The sequence below is a fragment of the Coleofasciculus sp. A1-SPW-01 genome, from assembly GCF_040217205.1.
GTDB classification, from domain to species: Bacteria; Cyanobacteriota; Cyanobacteriia; order Cyanobacteriales; family Coleofasciculaceae; genus Coleofasciculus; species Coleofasciculus chthonoplastes_A.
This window is the reverse complement of the sequence record NZ_JAVJNP010000090.1, coordinates 153,383-173,460: the sequence shown is the minus strand read 5'-3', so window position 1 is coordinate 173,460 and position 20,078 is coordinate 153,383. Positions and strand designations below refer to the sequence as shown.

At 44.1% G+C, this 20,078-nt stretch carries 18 protein-coding genes and 2 pseudogenes; 8 read left to right on the top strand and 12 right to left on the bottom strand.

Annotated elements, in window-relative coordinates; genetic code table 11:
• The first annotated feature begins 612 nt into the window (after positions 1-612).
• Positions 613-816 carry a hypothetical protein gene (locus RH949_RS14225; protein WP_446353942.1) on the top strand — a complete coding sequence of 68 codons (204 nt, stop codon included), beginning with the start codon at positions 613-615 and terminating at the stop codon, positions 814-816.
• Between the two features lie 373 nt (positions 817-1,189).
• Here the strand turns inward: RH949_RS14225 and RH949_RS14220 are convergent, their stop codons facing one another.
• From RH949_RS14220 to mgsA, 3 genes are read right to left on the bottom strand one after another with little or no spacing between them, the layout of a single operon-like run.
• Entirely contained in the window at positions 1,190-1,936 is a 747-nt protein-coding gene (locus tag RH949_RS14220; RefSeq protein ID WP_446353940.1) for a 4'-phosphopantetheinyl transferase family protein, read from the bottom strand.
• A gap of 3 nt (positions 1,937-1,939) precedes the next feature.
• A complete protein-coding gene (locus RH949_RS14215) occupies positions 1,940-2,284 on the bottom strand; it encodes a DUF4870 domain-containing protein (protein ID WP_006101976.1) in 345 nt (114 codons plus the stop codon).
• Positions 2,277-3,608, bottom strand: a complete 1,332-nt coding sequence (mgsA, locus tag RH949_RS14210; protein ID WP_446353937.1) for a methylglyoxal synthase — start codon at positions 3,606-3,608, stop codon at positions 2,277-2,279. The genes RH949_RS14215 and mgsA overlap by 8 nt, the downstream gene beginning before the upstream one ends.
• Positions 3,609-3,834: 226 nt before the next feature.
• Between mgsA and RH949_RS14205 the strand changes: the two genes are divergently transcribed.
• A complete protein-coding gene (locus RH949_RS14205; RefSeq protein ID WP_044207863.1) occupies positions 3,835-4,047 on the top strand; it encodes a hypothetical protein in 213 nt (70 codons plus the stop codon).
• Positions 4,048-4,114: 67 nt separating this feature from the next.
• Here the strand turns inward: RH949_RS14205 and RH949_RS14200 are convergent.
• The 4 genes and pseudogenes from RH949_RS14200 to RH949_RS14185 form a co-directional block, all read right to left on the bottom strand.
• Positions 4,115-4,885, bottom strand: a pseudogene (locus RH949_RS14200) (DUF3226 domain-containing protein).
• 2 nt (positions 4,886-4,887) lie between these two features.
• Positions 4,888-6,027: an AAA family ATPase gene (locus RH949_RS14195; protein ID WP_446353935.1), complete on the bottom strand. Its 1,140-nt coding sequence runs from the start codon at positions 6,025-6,027 to the stop codon at positions 4,888-4,890.
• Complete coding sequence (locus RH949_RS14190) at positions 6,021-6,656, bottom strand: hypothetical protein (RefSeq protein WP_006101961.1); 636 nt, start codon at positions 6,654-6,656, stop codon at positions 6,021-6,023. Before RH949_RS14190 ends, RH949_RS14195 begins: the two co-directional genes overlap by 7 nt.
• A 94-nt stretch (positions 6,657-6,750) precedes the next feature.
• Positions 6,751-6,934: pseudogene (locus tag RH949_RS14185) on the bottom strand (glutathione S-transferase family protein); the annotation flags it as partial.
• A 238-nt stretch (positions 6,935-7,172) separates the two neighbouring features.
• Between RH949_RS14185 and RH949_RS14180 the strand changes: the two are divergent.
• The 6 genes from RH949_RS14180 to RH949_RS14155 all read left to right on the top strand — a co-directional run bounded on the left by RH949_RS14180 (position 7,173) and on the right by RH949_RS14155 (position 17,259).
• Complete coding sequence (locus RH949_RS14180) at positions 7,173-9,095, top strand: PAS domain-containing sensor histidine kinase (RefSeq protein WP_446353932.1); 1,923 nt, start codon at positions 7,173-7,175, stop codon at positions 9,093-9,095.
• A gap of 26 nt (positions 9,096-9,121) precedes the next feature.
• Positions 9,122-10,783, top strand: a complete 1,662-nt coding sequence (locus RH949_RS14175; protein ID WP_446353930.1) for an ATP-binding protein — start codon at positions 9,122-9,124, stop codon at positions 10,781-10,783.
• Complete coding sequence (locus RH949_RS14170) at positions 10,773-12,278, top strand: ATP-binding protein (protein WP_446353928.1); 1,506 nt, start codon at positions 10,773-10,775, stop codon at positions 12,276-12,278. Before RH949_RS14175 ends, RH949_RS14170 begins: the two co-directional genes overlap by 11 nt.
• Before the next feature lie 118 nt (positions 12,279-12,396).
• On the top strand, positions 12,397-14,187 hold the full coding sequence (locus tag RH949_RS14165) for an ATP-binding protein (protein WP_446353926.1): 1,791 nt from the start codon (positions 12,397-12,399) through the stop codon (positions 14,185-14,187).
• A 238-nt stretch (positions 14,188-14,425) separates the two neighbouring features.
• Positions 14,426-15,826 carry a collagen-like protein gene (locus tag RH949_RS14160; RefSeq protein WP_446353924.1) on the top strand — a complete coding sequence of 467 codons (1,401 nt, stop codon included), beginning with the start codon at positions 14,426-14,428 and terminating at the stop codon, positions 15,824-15,826.
• Positions 15,827-16,152: 326 nt separating this feature from the next.
• Positions 16,153-17,259: a mechanosensitive ion channel family protein gene (locus tag RH949_RS14155; protein WP_446353922.1), complete on the top strand. Its 1,107-nt coding sequence runs from the start codon at positions 16,153-16,155 to the stop codon at positions 17,257-17,259.
• Between the two features lie 190 nt (positions 17,260-17,449).
• On the opposite strand, the gene RH949_RS14150 is transcribed toward RH949_RS14155, so the two are convergent.
• The 5 genes from RH949_RS14150 to RH949_RS14130 all read right to left on the bottom strand — a co-directional run bounded on the left by RH949_RS14150 (position 17,450) and on the right by RH949_RS14130 (position 19,899).
• Positions 17,450-17,761 carry a type II toxin-antitoxin system RelE/ParE family toxin gene (locus RH949_RS14150; RefSeq protein WP_006101986.1) on the bottom strand — a complete coding sequence of 104 codons (312 nt, stop codon included), beginning with the start codon at positions 17,759-17,761 and terminating at the stop codon, positions 17,450-17,452.
• A complete protein-coding gene (locus RH949_RS14145) occupies positions 17,758-18,027 on the bottom strand; it encodes a type II toxin-antitoxin system ParD family antitoxin (RefSeq protein WP_006101934.1) in 270 nt (89 codons plus the stop codon). Before RH949_RS14145 ends, RH949_RS14150 begins: the two co-directional genes overlap by 4 nt.
• Before the next feature lie 49 nt (positions 18,028-18,076).
• On the bottom strand, positions 18,077-18,253 hold the full coding sequence (locus RH949_RS14140) for a hypothetical protein (protein WP_446353952.1): 177 nt from the start codon (positions 18,251-18,253) through the stop codon (positions 18,077-18,079).
• Entirely contained in the window at positions 18,250-19,383 is a 1,134-nt protein-coding gene (gene tgt, locus RH949_RS14135; RefSeq protein ID WP_446353919.1) for a tRNA guanosine(34) transglycosylase Tgt, read from the bottom strand. Before tgt ends, RH949_RS14140 begins: the two co-directional genes overlap by 4 nt.
• Before the next feature lie 63 nt (positions 19,384-19,446).
• Complete coding sequence (locus RH949_RS14130) at positions 19,447-19,899, bottom strand: hypothetical protein (protein ID WP_006102097.1); 453 nt, start codon at positions 19,897-19,899, stop codon at positions 19,447-19,449.
• Between the last annotated feature and the right edge of the window lie 179 nt (positions 19,900-20,078).

The following is a 20,078-nucleotide window of genomic DNA, read 5'->3' as shown; positions in this document are numbered from 1 at the left end:
AACGAAAAATAGGGCGTTTCGGCTTTTAGAAGTTAGTTTGACCGAACCGAATTCTGTACGGTTTTTCCCCCTTGTCTTCTTTCCTTCCTTGTCCCCTTGTCTTGTCTCCACCCTTAAATAAAAAACCTACACCTGTCAGCTCACCCCCTCACCCCATCTCCCTGGGAACCCTGGCGACTAGCAGGGTATTGCTGATTTTTATCTCCCCACGCTAAATTTCATCAAAACTTTACTTAAAGCGCCAGGTTGAAGGTGTGATGCTTTACATAACTTTAGTTAGGGTATTGAATGAAAGCCAAGTTGTGAGTATTTAGGGCTTGGCATCAACAAGGAACTAACGCAGGAAACAGGGTGTAGTTAAGATGTGTAGCCTTCGACACAATTATTCAGTCTCTACAGATAAAGGAATGCGTAAGTTCTGGACAAGTTTTTGTAAAGATTGCTGAAATCAAGGTAATCGCACTGAATGTACCAGTAGGGATTGAGCCGCGAACAGTGATGGTACTGCTCTAAACACCAATCTTTGAGCCAGAAGGCGAAATCTCAACCACCGATCGCAGGAGCCTAAAACAGATGAATAGGCATAAGCAGTGGAAAAAGGCATGTTTCAAAGTGACGACTTGGGTTTTATCCGAGATCGTTTTAAATGTGTTGGGATTGGATGATTTGGCTGACTATAGTGAATTTATTTTTGATCCAGAGGTGATCGTCTCTCAATATCATTCTGTAATTCTAGTGGCTCCACCTCACCCGCCACAAGTTGAGCAAGACTCGCTGTTTGGTCAAACAATCTGCGATCGCGTTGAATTAGTTTAAGTCATTTGTCATTCGTTTATGTCATTCGTTTATGTCCTTTGCCCTTACCCTAAATGGTGTAAGGGCACGATATTATCCATCCGTGTCAACTTAAGGTGAAAGTCAATGCTGGCAAGGTTTTAAACTGTGGCTATCTACTCCTTGACATTTTCCCCCTCATCCCCTAACCCCTTCTCCCACCGTGGGGAGAAGGGGGATCGGATGCTCTTACTCCCCTCTCCCTTGCAAAAAAAGCGAAGCATCCTCTGTCATCCCCCCTCTTGTAGGGGGGAACGAGGGGGGTTGGAGAGGGGCTGGGGGAGAGGGGTTGAGCTTAAGTTGACACCAATGGATATTATCGTGCCCCTACAGGTCACTTGAAGTGTCCAGGAAGTTAAGGTTCAAACTCAAGACATTTGATCTGCCAATTCTGCCCGAATACCGCAACAGCAGCCACATAGTCCGATGCTGGGGTTAGGGGAAAAAGTGACCAATGAGACGCCGCGTTAGCGTCTCCGGCGATACTCAGCAGTTTAGCCGCTTCTCCTGGCATCAGAGCGACTTCAATTTCTGACAACTTGGCTAACCCATCACCAGTTGCTTTTAAATAGGCTTCTTTGCGTGTCCAACCATTGAAAAAAGCTGTTTGTTGCTGATCCCCAGCCAGAGTCCGAATAGCAGTATATTCTCTTGGCGTAAAGAAACGTTGTGCTAGTTTCTCAGCATCGGGCATCGGACGTCGATATTCAAGATCGATCCCCAGTTTAAGAGTTGAGGATAGAGCATACAAGGCTAATCCATGAGAATGAGACAGATTAAAACCCAATGTTTGATTGGGGTTGCTCGTTGCCAGAGTGGGTTTGCCACGGGGACTATAGTCAAACTGGATTTGATCAGGCGGTTGATTTAAATAGCGACCCAAGATTGTCCGCAAAATCCCCCGACCTGCAATAAAATGGTTGCGATCGCGCTCAAAGTAGAATCGCTTTGCCCGTTGCTGTTCATCCTGGGAAAGGAGTTGTGCTAATCTCTCGATCTGTGCGATCGGTTGATTCAAATCCGCCCGCCAGACATGGATCTCCTGGGTGGAGAAGACTAAGGTAGAGGGTGGAGGATACCAAAGACGTTTCCCAATCGTCATCACCTACACCAAGCGGAAAATAAACGGATAGCGGTAGGGTTGGTTGGGATCATCTAGAACCTTGATCACAGCAATAATCGGCATGATTAGACTGACCAAACCTAACAGAATCAGTAAGGGGACACCAATTACGACAACGATTAGCAGAACAAAAATAAAAGCATAGATATAGAGATTAATGTAAAAATTTAGAGATTCTTTGGCATTTGCCTTAACAATCGGATCATCCGTCACCAACAAAATCACAATCGGGATCGCAACCGATAAAATCGCTGAACTCAACAATATCGAGCCATGGCATAGGGCGGATAAAAGTTTGCGTTGATCGAGATCGTGCTGATTACTCATCAGTGACTCCTGGTATTAGCTCTGGTTCAGTGACAGGTGGTTGTTCATCGGCAGGCTTGGATGCTTCCAAGGGAGCAATGACGGTTAATCCCTGGGGAATACATTCAATCGTGACTGGAGTTGTGCCAATAATTTCCCCATCGACAACCACTTTTTGGGGAGGGTTAGTGTTGACCTTAATTTGTCCAGTTCGTAAACAAATTGTATCCTCTCGACGGGCAGCTCTCCGCATTAATGCAGCACCGAGTAAATCCACGATCGCATCCATGGCTTCGATTTTGGTGTTTTGAGTATTAATCGTGACTTCCAATAACCCATCATTGGCAATCACTTGTCCCATCCCCTGTGCCATTAGAGAGGTTGGCGGTGCTGCATTGGCGATGGTGATGGCGGCGGCTTGACATTGACTGGTAATCCCGGCAATCTCTAATTCTGTCTCAAACACACTATGTTCGTTGAGTTGCTGCATCCCTGCCAAAATATAAGCTAAGACGCCCAAGCGTTTTTTCGCCTCTCGATCCGCTCGTTCCACGGTTTCAGCTTCAAAGCCAATTCCAGCCAGCAAAATCATCGGATGCTGATTGCACTGTGCGGCATCAACTACCCGGGTAATGCCTGATAAAATCAGTTCACAGGCGGCGCGAATATTTGTGGGAATCCCTAACGCCACCGCAAAAGCATTAGCTGTACCTCTGGCGATGATCCCCAAGGGAATCTGGCTACCAATCAAAGCACCTGCGACAGCCGAAATGGTGCCGTCTCCACCCGATGCGATAATCAGATCTGCACCGGATGCGATCGCCTCTTGCGCCAACTCTGCTGAAGAGCGATCGGGCGTCGTTAGGTGAATATCGAGATGCAGTTGGGGTTTTAAAAGCTGCTGAATCAGCGTTAAATCCTTCTCGGCGTTGCCTTGACCCGAAACGGGGTTAAAAATCAGGTAAGCAAAGCGATTTTTGGCAAAATTGGCGATAATTGCTTCAGCCGTGGCAAGATTAGTAGCCAGAGGGACGTTGTGAACATTACAGATGCGTAACAATGCCTGAATGTCCGGCTCATGGGGTTGAGCGTAGAGGGGATCGATGAGGAAAATCACCGCAATCACCTCACCTGTCGCCACTTCCGCCGCAATCTGGGCATCTCCGCCCAAAGGACCCGACAATAGACACTCAACCTCTAACTTACTCCGGTCATGAATGCGTTGTCCGGTGGTTCCGGTGGCGATTAAGCGGTAACGGGAGAGGATGGGGGTGTATTGTTTAGCAAAGTTAGCAATATCATCTTTTTTGCGATCGTGGGCAATTAAGGCAATGGTTGGGGACATGATGGGATGGGGGAATTCTCATCTTAGTTTAAAAGGAATTGGCGCAGTTGGTTTTGTAGTAGGCACTTTAGTGGCAGAAGCGCTAAAGCGCTGACTACAAACAGTCAGATGAGTCGATCGGGGAAATCAGCCGCACTACATTTGACTTTACGATGTTAGGCATCATACAGTCTTATCCAGCAAACTACGATTCGATTTCGTGTGAAAGTCCAATCGAGGAACTCTTATGCTTAGAAAAGTTATTGACTCGGATCAAAATACGCTTTATGGGGTTTATTATACGGTTTATGGGTCACTGGCTGGTGATGATCACTTAATGAGGTCTTACCTCTGGGCAGGTCCTTATGATGATATGAAAGCTGCTGTCAATAAATCTCAAGAGTTGAGACATTCTCATCAAGAGGATGCCTCATTTATCGTGAAAAAGTATGTTGAGTGAAATACTCAGACAGTAATGTCTCCGATGGCGATAATTTTTCAGGGGTAAGTCCTAAAAAATTGTAAAATTACAGGTCGTACAAGTTCTTAAACCAAGTCATAAAGGGTTGAGCTTGGGAATGCTGGGGATTCAAAATACGCTCTATGATAGCATTATGCAATTGTCGTCCGGGTGGCTTTTGCCATGCTAACCAGGTGTAGATATTTGCTTTATCCAAATGAGCATCTATAAAGGGTGCGCCTCGATGTTTAGCTTCTGTGACGACTTCTTGAGCGTATTGCCAAAATGGTTCATTCTCATCGGGTATCATGTAGGCTAAAAATGTCTCTAACATTCCGCACTTTTGGTTATCGGGCATAATCCATACACCAAATTTAATTCCATTTGTACTATGGATTAATCCAGTTTTTGGCAATTGTTCTGGAAAGTTAGGCATACTTTTTAAGCAGGCATTTCTGATAAGCTGTCATGCATTTAAATTGGGAATGGGTAGCGAGCAAGATGCAAAGCCTTCGGCATGGCTTCGCTTAACGCACTACAAGGATTTCGCTATTATTGATATTAAGCTTTAAATGCCGAACAGCTTACTGTTCCAGCGTGCCGATAAATTATCATCTGCATCCACGATTAATCCTAATGTTGTCAATCCAGACGCTTTCAATTCTGTAGAGATTATATCAGCATCAATAAATTCGTCACTGCCAAAGGGTTCGATGTAGGGAACTTTTTTCCCTATCTCTTCCCAAGGAATTCCATTCGCTTCAATGAGTTGTGGTATAACTCGTTGATCCTGCTTTCCCTCTACAATAAGCTTCTTTGGATAATACTTGCTTGCCATTTCTAACGTACCTCAATCCCTCGTTGAGCCGCGATAACCATCTCACGTTCAGTAAAAACGACACCTATTTCTTTTCCTGGTTCTATTCGTTGAATTGTAATTCCATCTTCAGTATCCTGTTCCTGACTCGCAATGCTAGCCAAGCTAGTCCAACAATCACTATTATGAGTAGTCGCAAAAACTTGGACATTTAGTTTTTTAGCCGTTTCCAAAATCAGTTTCCACATATCTTCCATCGCTGTGAAATGAAGCCCGGTATCAATTTCATCAACCAGCAATACTCCACCCTTAGCACATACCGTTGATAATGCTAGACCCAACATCCGCCATATTCCATCCCCCATACTGCCAATCGGAACACGCTGATCACTGTCAGCAAGACGCAGGACAAATCCACCACGAGACTCTGAATATCTGTGGCTTTCAGACGTAATAGAAGCAAGGCGCTCAATTTTAGGTTCAATCGTCTGAAGTGCTTGATATACAAGCGTTTCCTCTGGTGTCAAGACGACCTGATCAAACAACTCAGTCATGTTGGTTGTTGTTAAAGATGATGATGTAATATATTGAGTTTTTGCGGCATTTTTTGATGGCTTACCTATAACTCGCCATCGACGAATATAATCTTCCGATAGTCCTCCATTAGCAGACAAAGTGCGTTTCCATATTTCTGGCTTATTGCCATCAGTCCACGTAATTTTAATGACAAATTCTATTAAGTTATCTGGAAACTCTTCAACGACACTTGTAGATTCATCAGACTCAATCTCCGAATCTGCCTTGGAATAAATCGATTGTTTGCCTATAGATCCGAAAAGTTTATTTTCAATATTATCATTTGAAGCCAATATTAAAAATTCACTACCTAATTCAATTTCATGACCGTGAAAAAGATGGCAGATATCAAGTTCACGCTCCCTTCTGCCTCTGCTAATGTCATCACTCCAACAATATTCACCTCTGTTAGTCATTGCGTCAAGTAATGGTTCAGGATTACCCTTGGAGCAGAGAAGTTGAATCGCTTCTAGTATTGACGTCTTCCCACTGTTGTTTTTGCCAACAAGCAAGTTAACTCTACCTAGCTGCTGAAGCTCAAAATGTTTGAAACAGCGAAAATTATTTATAGTGAGATTTTTTAACATATCTCATTTCCTCCGGTGCTTTTGGATAAATAAGCTTGAATGGGTTGTAAGAGGATTGCCAAAATCTTATCGACTTCCTTAATATAATATTCTAACTGATCAATCAATACGGTACGTTCCTCTAAGACCAAAAACCGCCAAACCGTCCCCGTTGTTACAGCACCATAAATTTTATCAATTTTATTTCCGGCTCTTTGATTAAATATCTGGGCGGCGACCATTTCGGCAATACATTGACCAAATCCTGATGGGATTTTTTCATTTTTGGCTTCGGCGATTGTAATTACTGGAGCGTTGATATAAAATTGTTCTGCTGAACAACTCAGAATAAAGTCACAATAGCCTTGTAATCCTTTTTCGATATCGACATTAAAATCTGTGCCAGAGAATAAACTGATTTGATAGTTAACCTGTCGCCTAACTTCCGATAAAACCGGAGCAATAATAAATTCAGAACGGGCTTTTTCGGTATCAATGGCTGTCGCTAGAGCGATAGACTCAGCTAAATTTAGTGTTAAAAGTTCTGAGGGTTGAATACCTGGGACATCAGCGAACAGGTTTTGCGTTTCATCAACGGTTAAGCCAAAATCTTCCTTAACTTTAGCTAAGGTAAAACTGCTATATGCCATTAGTAAACCTCACTTGTTAATTGACTGAACAACCAATACCCCCCCATCTACTCTACTCCGTTACGTGGCGGATGGGGTTCTATATTGCAGCATAGCGATCGCGTGGCTGTTTGGAAATGAATTGTCCGGTTTTGTCAGCTAGATACAGCTCCCATTGCACCTGACTCGAATAGAGATAGGGGTTGACCCTCAATTCCTTCGGGGTCAACAATCGCAGGCATTTTATTGTTGGGACTGATGGCGAGAAAGTCTGGCTTGAAGGGATGATAAGCTCCCAGAGGTTCCACCGGAGATTTGGGAGCGCTATATATTCACGATAAATTTACATTTCAGATTTAATCAAATGTAAATTTTTTGGTTATTTATTAGTTAAAACTTATTTTCGTCAACTATTGTTAAGATCAGGTTTTAATGATCAAATGTTTGCTAGGTTTAACGTATAAAAAGCAAAAGCCTTACTATAACAAATTCAAGCCTCAATTTAACGGAAAAAGTCCATGTCAGTTAAAGACAGATATGAATAAGCAAATAAAAGAAAAACTCCAACAAGAAATACAGGATCTGGGCGATCGCTTACACCGGGCTGAGGTGGAGTTGCGGGCGCTAAACCTAGACGTAGACGCCTTGCCAGATATAGGACTTGGCCCTCCAGCAATCAGGGAGCTCAGACAAGACAATCCATTCCTGCTGCAAGGGATTCTAGAGAACACCACGGATATGATGACGGCGCTGGATTTGAACTGGCGCTATATTGCCTTTAATCAAGCGTATAAAACCGAATTCATTAAGATTTTTGGGCGAGATATTGACATCGGTACAAGTTTGATAGAATCCCTGAGCCATTTACCGAATGGACAAGCAAAGGCACAGGACATTTTGGGACGGGCGCTACGCGGTGAAGAGTTTACAGTCATTCAGGAATTTGGCGATAGTAAGCGCGATCGCAATAAGTACCAATTCACGTTTCACAGTATCCGGGATGACCAAGGAGAGACCCTAGGCACATTACACGTTGTTAAGAATCTGAGCGAGATTGAGCGGCAAACTCAGCAATATCTGCAATATCTCCTCACCTCCAGCCCTGCGGTGATTTTTAGCACCCAGCCTGAGCCGAATTATAAACTGACTTATATCAGTGACAATGTTGTCAATGTTGTGGGTTACACCCCAGAGCAATTTTTGAATGGGTCAGATTTATGGTTAAATCATATCCATTCTGAGGATATTGACTCGATTCTCCAGGAATTACCCCGGAAATTAAATCAGGGAAATTATTCCTTTGAATACCGTTTTATGCACGCCGATGGAACCTATCACTGGCTGTTGGATGAAGGGAGGTTAATTCGAGATGAAACGGGTGAACCGATTGAGGTTGTTGGTTATTTCGTGGATATCAGCGATCGCAAACAAACAGAAAAAGATATAAACCTACAGGCGGTGATTAATCGAAACATCGAAGAAGGTATTTGTTTGGTTAGAGCGAATGACGGCATAATCGTTTATGCTAACCCAAAATTTGAGCAGATGTTTGGTTATGAACCCGGTGAACTAAACAACCAACCTGTGACGATTATTGACTATGAAAATAATCAAATTGGCGTCGAGCCAGTTCGACAGCTAATTACTCAAAAAATTATGGCAAAGGCAAATGCTGAATATACCTGCCAAATTCATAATGTAAAAAAAGATGGAACTCCCTTCTGGGGTAAAGCGATAACGTCTCGTTTTGAGCATCCCGACTATGGCACCGTCATGGTTATTGTTCAACAAGATATTACCGTACAAAAGCAAACTAAAGAGGAACTCCAAGCTTCCCTCAAAGAAAAAGAGGTCTTGCTCAAAGAGATTCATCACCGGGTGAAAAATAATTTGCAAATTGTCAGTAGTCTGCTGCAAATGCAGTCGCGGCGGACTAAATATCAAGACGTAGCGTTGGTTTTGCAAGACAGCCAAAATCGCATTGCCTCGATTGCCCTGGTGCATGAAAAGTTATATCGGTCTGATAATTTAGCTCAGATTGATTTTGCCCAATATGTTCCCGATTTAATTACTCATTTATTTGATTCTTATAGCATCAGTTCCAGTCGAGTTCGCATTTCCTATCAGGTTGAGGATATTGATCTCCCCATTGACACAGCGATTCCCTGTGGCTTAATTTTAAATGAATTGGTGTCTAATACGCTGAAATATGCTTTTCCAGAGGATCAGCAGGGAGAAATAGAGATTAAATTTCAACGAAATCCGGATAATAACTTACTCACCCTGCTTGTCCGGGATAACGGTGTGGGAATCCAAAAATCATTTGATATTGAAACAACTACTTCATTAGGATTAACCCTGGTTTTAGGCTTGGTCGATCAGATCGATGGAACCTTAGACCTAAATTGTGACTCCGGAACTGAATTTAGGATTACCTTTAGCAATAAACTCAGAACTTGATAATGTCTAGAATTAAGGATTACCCGATGATGTTTTCAAAACCACCTCCGAACTTAAAAGAAACCAAAAAAATTCTCGTCGTTGAAGATGAGAGAATTATCGCGATTAATCTGAAAGAAAGCTTAGAATCCCTCGGCTATACCGTACCTGCAATCGCAGCGTCGGGAGAACAAGCGATTGCAAAAGCCACTGAGTTCCGTCCCAATTTAGTGTTGATGGATATCTGGCTCAAAGGCAATATTGATGGGATTGAAGCCGCGCAGCAAATCTGGGAGTGCCTGAAAATTCCCACAATTTATGTCACCGGACATTCGGATCAAAGTACGGTAGAACGGGTAAAAATTACGGCTCCCTTTGGCTACATCCTCAAACCCGTTAAAGAACAGGCTCTTTACGTAGCAATTGAAACGGCACTCAAGCGATATGAACGAGAACAATTAATTAGCGCCATTCTCAGAGGGATTGGAGATGGAGTAATTGTTACCGATAAAGAGGGTCAGGTTAAGTTTCTGAATCAGGTGGCGGAATCCTTAACGGGTTGGCAATTGGCTGAAGCCAAAGACCAGAAATTCACCGAAGTCTTTAATATTGTCGATGAACAAACTCGACAGCCTGTTGAGGATGTCCTGAAAAATGTTCTAGAACAAGATACGATTATTTATTTAGAAAAGCAGATTTTATTGCTCCCCAAGCAAGGAAAGCCAATCCCTATTGCCGATAGCCTGGCTCTGATTAAAAATAACGATGGTGCGATCGAGGGTATGGTTTTGGTGTTTCGAGATGCGACACGACAACGTTTAGCCCAAGAACAGAATCGCGCCATGGAACGCGCCCGACAATTAGAGTATGATATTGCTGAACTGCAATGTCTAGATCTGTTCCACGATGAGAGTTTAACTAAAACGTCATTAGAATTGCCCACGTCTCCGGCAAAGATTAAATTGGCAGTTCGGATTCTGGAAACCATTTTAGATCAACAGAGTTTATTAAGTTCACAAATCCGTTCTAATTCCACAGTGATTGCTCGTTATTGGGGGATTGTCCAGGAGCAGTGTAATCAGAAACTGAAGCTGGTTAACGATTTGCTGGATATCGGTGCGATTGAAACAGAAGTTCATCCCTTACAATTAACATTGATTCAATTCCCCGATTGGATGCCTGAGTTGATTAAACCCTTTGAAGCCTGGGCGCAGTTTCAGCAGCAACGGTTGCATATTGATATTGATCCGAATTTACCCCCCCTGGTTTCAGATCGGTTGAGTTTGACTCGGATGTTGACAGAATTACTAAATAATGCATTTAAATACACGCCAGCCGGGGAGGATATTGGGGTAACAGTGGGGGCTTTGGGAGATGGTAATGTAGAGACGCGCCATGGCGCGTCTCTACGTCAGGGAGACGGGTTTTGGACTAAAAATTTTACTGTCGAGATTCAGGTGAGTAATTCTGGGGTAGAAATTCCCCTGGATGAACGAGAGAAAATTTTTGAGCCATTCTATCGCATTCCGAGTTCCTATTCCTGGAAACAAGAAGGAACTGGTTTAGGATTAACCGTGACGAAAATGTTAGTGCATCGACTCCAGGGCGAGATTGATGTCACGAGCGATCGCGACGGGACAATCTTCACAATTTTTATACCCAGTTTACAATCCCAAGAGATGGAAGTGGAGCATGATCATGATCAGTGAACAATATTTATCGGAAATTGACACAGCAACAATGGCTCGAATTCTGGTTGTGGAAGATGAGAGAATTATTGCTCTGAACCTAAAGGAAAATCTAGAAGCTTTAGGTTACGTTGTCGTTGGAATTGCCGCCTCTGGGGAAAAAGCTGTCACCAAAGCCGGGGAACTTCATCCCGATTTAGTGCTGATGGATATCTGGTTACAGGGGGACATGGATGGAATTTGGACGGCGCAACAAATTTGGAATAAGTGGCAAATTCCGGTAATTTATTTAACCGGACATTCCGATAAAATTACCTTAAAACGGGCAAAGGTAACGGCACCCTTTGGCTATATCCTCAAACCCGTGAATGAACAGCAATTATCCGTAGCCATTGAAGTTGCCTTGCAGCGCTATAAACGGGACCAATTTTTGAGTGCAGTGCTGTGGGGAATTGACGATGGCGTAATTGTAGTCGATCAAGATTGTCGGATTCAGTGTATGAATCAGGTGGCGGAATTGCTAACCGAATGGCAATTTACCGATGCGAAGAATCGGGAGTTGAAGGATGTCTTTCAAATCATTGATGTGCAAACCCAGCAGCCTGTGAATAACTCAGTGACGTTGGCATTCAAAGAAGATAGACTGGTTGATCGTACCGATGATCATGTCCTAATTACCAAGACAGGTCAACAAATCGTGATCGCAGACAGTGCTGCACCGATTTGGGATAACCAGGGGGATCTAGCGGGGGTGGTGTTGGTGTTCCAAGATATACGCGATCGCAAACAAGCTGAAGCCGCGCTACGCCAGCAGTTAGCTCAGGAACAACAACTTAACCAGTTCCAACAGCAATTTATTCACACGGTTTCCCATGAATACCGCACCCCGCTTTCGATTATTCAAGCCTCAACCTTCCTGATCGAAACCGATAGTTCATCGGTTCGCTCAGAGAATAAGCGAGTCAATTGCCAGCGAATTAAACAGGCGGTAAAATATATGGTAGGATTGCTGGAAGATGTATTAACCTTTGGGCAAGCCGAAGCGGGTCAACTGCTCCTTGATCCGATGCCTTTAGATGTAAACCTTTTCTGTCAACAACTCATCGACGAATACCAACTTATTGCCAGTGATCAAGCTAAAATAACCTGGAGCAGTTGCGGCACAAGTCAAACCGCTTATCTGGATCAAAAAATCCTGCAACTGATTGTGAGAAATTTACTCACCAACGCTTTGAAATATTCTCCAGAAAACAGTTCTGTTTATCTAACGCTAACCTGTGAAGATGATCGGCTGACAGTCGAGGTAAAAGATAACGGAATTGGCATTCCACCAGAGGATCAACCTTGTATCTTTGAGCCATTCCGCCGCGCCAGTAATACAGGGACAGTTCGAGGTTCAGGGATGGGGTTAGCCATCGTCAAGAAAGCCGTTGATTTACATGGGGGAACATTGTCAGTGGAAAGTGTTTTGGGTATTGGTACAAGGTTTACAGTGGTTTTACCCTTCCCCGAATAATTAGTCTAGTCATTTGTCATTTGTCGTTTGTCCCTTATTCTTTGTCCTTGATTATACTCGCTTCGTTTTTTTCAATGGTTTATTGCCCTAAATAATTCATTTAATTCTCGTGGTTGCCATGAAAACATTAGCCAAAAACATCTCTGAAAAACTGATAAATATTCTCGTCGTCGAAGATGAGCGAATTATCGCCATCAACCTGAAAGAACAGTTGGAATTATTTGGGCATTGTGTTTGCGCGATCGCGACATCGGGAGAGAAGGCAGTGGAAAGGGCGACAACCCTCCGTCCTAACTTAGTGTTAATGGATATTTTCCTCCAGGGAAATATGGATGGAATTGAAGCAGCACAGGTTATTTGGGAACGTCTTTCAATTCCCGTGATTTATGTCACCGGACATTCTGATCTGAATACATTAGAACGAGTCAAAGTATCGTATCCCTTTGGTTACATTTTAAAACCGATTAAAGAACGGGAATTATTTGTCACTATTGATATTGCCTTACATCGCTATTCCCGCGAACAATTACTAACCACGATTCTCCGCGAAATGGGGGATGGTGTGATTGTCACGGATACTCAATGTCACATTCGCTTTCTCAACGAAGTTGCACAAATGTTTACGGGATGGCAGTTCGTTGAGGCAATTGATCAAGATTTAAGTGAGGTGTTTAAACTTTTTACTCAAAACACAAGGCAATCGGTAAACCTGCCGTTAAGAACAGCGATGGAAAACAATTTTCCCTTTTCAATACCCAAAGATAGTCTCTTGATTTCCAGACAAACTAAAAGGATTCCCATTGGCGGTACTGTAACACCCATTCACGATAAACAAAATAAGGTAATTGGGGCAGTTTTGGTGTTTCAAGATATTAGCAATTCTATTCAGATAGAGGCGGCTAATGTTCAATTAGAACAGGCATTGGCGGAGTTGAAAAAAACCCAATTTAAACTGATTCAATCTGAGAAATTATCTAGCCTAGGGCGCATGGCAACAGCATTAATTCAGGAGTTTAATAATCCGATCACCTGGATTTGTGGCAATATTGTTCTAGGTCGATCATATTTCCGCGATCTGATCGACCTGCTGCACCTCTATCAGCAAGCTTGTCCTAAACCTACGTTAGAAATTCAGCAGTTACTAGAACAGATTGATTTAGAGTTTATTGCCCAAGATTGGCAAAAAATGTTTAACTCGATTCATATAGGTGCGGAACGTCTAATGGATGTCACGCTATCGCTGCAAGCGCTGCGGAATTTCTCGACATTGGATGAACTGGATCAAAGGATGATTGACATCCAGGAAATGATTAATTCAACCTTATTACTGGTACAGCATCGGCTCAAGCCCCAAGGGAAAAAGCCAGAGATTCGGGTAATTCAAAACCATGATAATTTGCCTAGTTTAATGGGTTATGCTAGTCAGTTGAATCAGGTGTTTATTCATATATTGAACAATGCTATTGATGCGATAGATATGAAGAAATTACCGGGTATTATTACCATTGACACCAGATTGATCAGTCGCCCGGTTTCACCCCAAGTTGGAGAGGAAGGAGAGGGGGAAATGATCAGAGGAGGAAATGAAGGAGATAGAGAAGGTGAGGAAGAAGTGAATAGTCAAATTCATGTCCTTGAGCGCAGCGCCGGATTAACAGTCAACACATCTCAAAAAACACGAGATGTTGTAATGATTCGCATTACTGATAATGGTTGTGGCATGAGTCAGGAAGTACAACAAGAAATTTTTGACCCATTTTTCACGACCAAATCTGTGGGAATAGCCGTAGGATTAGGGTTATCAGTTAGCTATAAAATTGTGGTGGAGAAACATGGCGGTAAAATCCACTGTCATTCAGTCGAAGGTGAAGGAACAACCTTTGAAATTGAGTTACCTGTGATTCATTAGGTAGAGCGTCATTTGTCATTTGTCAGGGAATAGGGAATAGGTAATAGGGAATAGCACGATTAAAAAAGGGCGGGTTTTGTAGCCAAGTTAGGGAAAACAATCAACAGTAGTCCCTAAACCCGCCCCTACAAATCCGGTTTCCTCGAAGGTCGTGAAGAGTCAATCCGGAACTAATCCCCCTACACTCTAGTCATCCCTTGACTAGGGAATTTTTTTCCCAGATTGCAGAATTCTATCGATGCTAATGCATGTCTCTGGGAAGCTATCACTCATTCTACTAACTCTGACATTCTCCTTTGTTTTTCCTCACACCTCAAACTCCCTCTTCTGTCCCTTAGTTGCGTGGAGTCGTCATCCAGAACGAGACTTTGGACAAGATGGTACAGATGGTACAGATGGACGTGCGGGGAGACGGGGAAGAGATGGGGAAAATCGGACAATTTTTGTGGATGGTTCTCCAATTAATCTAGAGTTGTCGGGAGGAAATGGTGGTGATGGCAATAATGGACAACGGGGTGAGGATGGAGATTGTTCCCGACAGCCGCGAAAGGTTGAGTATGATCTCCAAGCCGCAGATGGGGGCGATGGTGGAAATGGTGGAAATGGCGGAGATGGTGGAAATGGCGGGTCGTTGACGGTTTATTATACGAATCGAGAGGATTTGAAACAAATCTATGTGCGTTCCCAGGGCGGACGTGGAGGACGTTCTGGACGCGGCGCTGATGGGGGGGATGGCTGTGACTGTGATGACCGAAGTTGGGAGATAGAAACCTGTACCAAAAAGTCAGACGATGGTGACGAAGACTGTGAAACTGAGCGATTCGAGTGCGAAGAGGGTGACAATGGTCAAGATGGTCGAGATGGTCAAGACGGAAAAGACGGAAGCATGGGGACACTGAGTTTAATTAATCGGAGTGAAGCATTACCCCCAGACAAACCCACCGCTACGGTTACTCTACCTCAACTGCAAAACGGCGCGATCGCACTCTCTGTGAATCAATGGCAAACTCGTAGTAGTGCAACCGCTTTACTCGCACCTAATTCAATTATTGCCAACCAGTATCGGGAGTTTGTTGGACGCTTAGAACGGTCTTTTGAATTAGTCTGGAATGCAGACCGGGCGATTACCGATTTTTATAATCAACCGATATCCCTGAGTCTTAAATCTGATCAACGCATCGATGTATCTTTGCCCAAAGAAGTCTGGTTTGATGGCACAATGTCACAACAGGGGAATTTGATGCAATTTGTTGTCACCAATGCACTTCTGAAACAGGAAGCAACCCAACTGACGCGGGCAGATTTTGCCGGAAATCGTTCAGCGTTAACCTTTAGTGTGGTGGACTTAGCCGGAAAGTCCGACTTGTTAGACACCCAATTCTGGTTAAAATACCGCACCGCCAATTCAGGCGATCGCTTCCGTCGCTTCTATAATTACAGAACCCGGTATGAAGGAATTATTCCAGCCGAACTTGTCACTCGCCATAACAACCGCTACACGCTAGAAATCGGCAAACTCCCCATAGAAGCCGAATACCTGCGTCCTGGAGTCGCGATCGAAATTGAGTTAGTCGCGACTCGTTCCTTTGCGGGAAACTCAGCCCAACAGGAAATGAATTGGCGGGGGGAAATTCGATAAGTTTGTAGTCTGGCTCGTTACTAATAAGCTGTTCGGCATTTAAACCATAATGTCAAGAATTGCGAAATCCTTGTAGTGCGTTAAGCGAAGCCATGCCGCAGGCTTTGCATCTTGCTCGCTACCCATTCCCAATTTAAATGCGTGACAGCTTACCCAATTTAATTGCATGACAGCTTATGTACTACGCCACTACTTATAACGGGCTAAAGCCCTTACTACAAACTCCAAACTTCAAACTTAACCAAATTTATGTCTTAGGGTTGATGTATGATTGAGAAAAACCATAAATCCTGATAGGGATTCAGTATAATTCGCTTAAGGAGTTCATGACGCCAGATTTCTTACAGGTTACGTTTTTATACAATCAAGTCGTAGACTATCTCATCGCCTTTGTCATCTTGGTTGTGGGAATTTTTCTGATCAAAATTCTCCGCCAAGTGATTGTAGGACGGCTCAAACGCTGGGCGGCGAAAACGACAACTCAGTTGGATGATTCCCTGATCCAGATGATTGAACGAGCCGTGATTCCTATCCTTTACGTTGGCACGTTTTATGTGGCGATCGCGAATCTCACCTTACATCCGATTCTGGATCAGGTGATTGACGCTGTGACGTTGATTGTTGCCACGATTCTAGGGATTCGCCTCTTGGTTTCCCTGGTGGAATACGGTTTCCGGCTATATTGGCTAACTCGCCGCCAAAGTGAAACGGTGCAACAGGCGCTTGATGCGTTAATTCCGGCGGCTCGAATTGCAATTTGGGCGCTGGGAATTGTCTTTTTGTTAGATAATCTGGGTTTTGATATCTCCGCTGTTGTGGCTGGATTAGGCATTGGCGGTGTGGCGATTGCTTTAGCGTCTCAAGGCTTTCTCCAGGATTTATTCAGCTACTTCTCTATCCTCTTTGACCGTCCCTTTGAATTGGGAGATTTTATCATTGTTGGCGATTTCCTCGGTTCAGTCGAACATATTGGTATTAAAACGACTCGTCTGCGGAGTTTAAGTGGAGAACAACTCATTTTTGCCAACACCGATTTAACCAGTTCGCGGATTCGCAACTATAAGCGGATGCCCAAACGACGGGTAGCATTTAAGTTTGGCGTGCTGTATGAAACGTCTCAAGAAAAGCTCCAGCTCATCCCCGAAATTGTCCAAGGTATTGTGGAAAATCTAGATAATACCACTTTTGACCGAGCGCATTTTAGCGATTATGGGGATTTTAGCTTGAACTTTGAGGTGGTTTATTACGTTTTAAGCAGTGATTACAACCTCTATATGGATATCCAGCAGCAGCTTAATTTACAGCTTAAACAGGAATTTGAAGCGCGTCAGATTGAGTTTGCTTACCCCACCCAAGTCACCTATTTTGGGAATCTCAACACCGGAGAAATTAGCGATTCTTTAAGTGCTTTGGTTGCTGATGGCAAACCCTAAGCCGTTGGTTGGCGTAATATAGCAGAAGGCAGAGGAGGGGGTGAGGGAGTTAGAGGGAGAGGTTTTTATTATGGGTGATTTGCCGGACATGATATTACAGTCATAATTGGACTATGGACAAAAACCTATATTTGTGTAAACAATCCGCAAATATAGGTTTCGGCTTAATTTGGAGGCATATTTCAGTTTCTTACTCCCCATCTTCATCTGAGAACAGCGCCTCTAAATCTCGATAGCCACTAACAACCCGCAAAATCTCAATCCCATTCTCAATTGGTTGATAAAAAATTAAATAATCATCAACAGGAAAGCTTCGCAACGAAGGTAAAAGCTCATCTCGCCTCCGCCCCATGTTCGGAAAACTAGCCAACGTCCGACACTTTTGATTAATCTTCTTAAGTAAACGCTCCGCTGCACCCAAACTACTCTTATCAGCAACATAGTCGATAATACTTTCAATATCTCGACTAGCTGGAACAGTAAATTGGCAAATATTACTCATTCACCCTCTTGAGAACGACGTAAAAGCAGCTTCTGTTCGAGTTGGCTAAAAACCGTCTCACCATCAACCACCTCTCCCCGTTTCGACGCTTCAACTCCAACCATAATTTCCCCCCTCAATTCCTCAAAGCGCCCCTTATAGATACGTTCCCGTTCAGCAAACGCCCTAAGTGCAGCCAGGATAACCTCCTCCGGTGATTTGTATTTCCCGCCCTCTACTTGGCGTTGAAGAAACTGCTCAAGTTCTGGAGTTAAAGACACATTCATTGACTTTACCCTATATCGTGTTAATGATCTTCCTATTCTAGTTCTAGAACTAAAATTCCAAACGCTGCGCCGCCCGTCGTTTCGCCTCCTCCCCCCGGCGGTCATACTTTGCGGTGGTGACCGGACTAGCGCAAGAAGGCAGAAATAACTGAACAGCTAATATCTCCCCCAGCTTCCCCTGCTCCCTCTGCTTCCCCTGCTTCATCGTATCTACGAAGCTGCTCAAGTATTTTTGCCGCGCTGCACTAGCCATCTCGCAAAATCTGTGGTAAAAGTATCCCGTAAAATCGCCTCTCGAATACTTTGGGTAAAGCGAATCAACTCTGTCACATTATGCAGGGAGATTAACATAAAGCCCAAAACTTCCCGCGATCGCACCAGATGACTTAAGTAGGCGCGGCTAAAGTTCTGACAGCAATAACAGGGACAAGTCGAATCCAACGCCGAAAAATCCTCCCGAAACCGAGCATTTTTCAAATTCCAGCGTTCCCCCTGAACCAACGCCGCCCCATGACGACCTAAGCGCGTGGGAATCACACAATCAAATAAATCCACACCTGATGCGATCGCCCGTGCCATTTCTCGATATGTCCCCACCCCCATAAGATAACGCGGCTTATCAATGGGTAAATACGGTGCCGTCGCCGCCACGATGTCATGGATCAAGTCCACCGGTTCTCCCACACTCACCCCACCAATGGCATACCCCGGTAAATCCAAAGACACCAACGACTCAGCCGCCTGACGACGCAAATCCAGATACACACCGCCCTGAACGATACCAAATAAAGCTTGCTGATCCGCACGAGTGTGAGCATTGATACAGCGCTTCAGCCAGCGATCGGTTCTCTCCAATGACGCCTCAATCTCCGCCCGACTTGCTGGATACGGCGGACATTCATCAAATGCCATAATAATGTCCGCCCCTAGCGCATTTTGGATAGCAATCGACCGTTCTGGGGTGAGATTAATTAACCGTCCATCCCGAGGCGAACGAAAAACCACACCCTCTTCGCTAATTTGTCGCAATTTACTTAAGCTAAAAACTTGAAAGCCGCCCGAATCCGTCAAAATTGGGCGCTGCCAACCCATAAAGTGATGCAGTCCTCCCGCTTGCTGAACAATCGCTTCTCCGGGTTGTAAGTGCAGATGATAGGTATTGGCAAGAATAATTTGGGCTTGTGCTGCTTCTAACTGGGCAGGAGTTAGAGTTTTGACCGTTGCCAAAGTACCCACGGGCATAAACCGGGGCGTTTCAATCAGACCATGGGGACTGTGCAGTAATCCGGCGCGTGCCTTGGTTTGGCTGCACCATGCCTGACATTGAAAGGAAAATGAATTGTATGTTTGAGCCAATGCGGTTAAGGGTTCATGATCGTGCTTTGATTATTGTGGCTCATCATCTCTTTTATGTGCGGATTAGAACGGGCATTCCCCCTCATCATCAATTTGTACATCCCACCGGGCATTGAGTACCTGGGTAACCATGGCTTCCAGGGCTTCGGCGTTGAGGGTTTCCACCGATTGCTCATGTAAAGGGTTGGATAAGGGAATCAGCCTTAGCCGACGGTTATCCTGGACTAAATCGAAATAAGCCTGCTTTTCCGGTGTCTGATGCAGTTGCAAGTAATCAAAACTCTGGACATTGATGTAGATAGCTTGATTCGCAATCAGGGTAGAACGGCGGGAATCGGCAAAGACTTCCAGCACATATCCTTCTCCCTCACTTTGCTTGTTGCTATCGATGGTGTGAATATAGCGGACGCGACCCAAATCAGTGAGTAGGCGTCCCATGTCCTGCTTATTGATAATAATGCCCGTATCAATGATACAAGGAGCGGGAAGTCGGCGTGGAGGTTGATGATAACTCATGGGTAAAGCCTATGATGCATAAGGGGCTGATATTGCCTTGCAAAGAGTATTGGCATTCGTGTAAAACCCGACTGAAAAACCTAATGCTTCGATTTTAGCGACTGCCTAGCTAAAGGCAAGTCAGAAGCTATGACAATCAAGAATCAGAAATTTATCCACGGGCTCGTGCCAGTGGATTA

Bases quoted from the DNA above. Each gene is read 5' to 3' on its own strand.
- RH949_RS14220 (WP_446353940.1), bottom strand. From the start codon at position 1,936: ATGACGATTGGGAAACGTCTTTGGTATCCTCCACCCTCTACCTTAGTC.
- RH949_RS14215 (WP_006101976.1), bottom strand. From the start codon at position 2,284: ATGAGTAATCAGCACGATCTCGATCAACGCAAACTTTTATCCGCCCTA.
- mgsA (WP_446353937.1), bottom strand. From the start codon at position 3,608: ATGTCCCCAACCATTGCCTTAATTGCCCACGATCGCAAAAAAGATGAT.
- RH949_RS14205 (WP_044207863.1), top strand. From the start codon at position 3,835: ATGCTTAGAAAAGTTATTGACTCGGATCAAAATACGCTTTATGGGGTT.
- RH949_RS14195 (WP_446353935.1), bottom strand. From the start codon at position 6,027: ATGTTAAAAAATCTCACTATAAATAATTTTCGCTGTTTCAAACATTTT.
- RH949_RS14190 (WP_006101961.1), bottom strand. From the start codon at position 6,656: ATGGCATATAGCAGTTTTACCTTAGCTAAAGTTAAGGAAGATTTTGGC.
- RH949_RS14180 (WP_446353932.1), top strand. From the start codon at position 7,173: ATGAATAAGCAAATAAAAGAAAAACTCCAACAAGAAATACAGGATCTG.
- RH949_RS14175 (WP_446353930.1), top strand. From the start codon at position 9,122: ATGATGTTTTCAAAACCACCTCCGAACTTAAAAGAAACCAAAAAAATT.
- RH949_RS14170 (WP_446353928.1), top strand. From the start codon at position 10,773: ATGATCAGTGAACAATATTTATCGGAAATTGACACAGCAACAATGGCT.
- RH949_RS14165 (WP_446353926.1), top strand. From the start codon at position 12,397: ATGAAAACATTAGCCAAAAACATCTCTGAAAAACTGATAAATATTCTC.
- RH949_RS14160 (WP_446353924.1), top strand. From the start codon at position 14,426: ATGCTAATGCATGTCTCTGGGAAGCTATCACTCATTCTACTAACTCTG.
- RH949_RS14155 (WP_446353922.1), top strand. From the start codon at position 16,153: ATGACGCCAGATTTCTTACAGGTTACGTTTTTATACAATCAAGTCGTA.
- RH949_RS14150 (WP_006101986.1), bottom strand. From the start codon at position 17,761: ATGAGTAATATTTGCCAATTTACTGTTCCAGCTAGTCGAGATATTGAA.
- RH949_RS14145 (WP_006101934.1), bottom strand. From the start codon at position 18,027: ATGAATGTGTCTTTAACTCCAGAACTTGAGCAGTTTCTTCAACGCCAA.
- RH949_RS14130 (WP_006102097.1), bottom strand. From the start codon at position 19,899: ATGAGTTATCATCAACCTCCACGCCGACTTCCCGCTCCTTGTATCATT.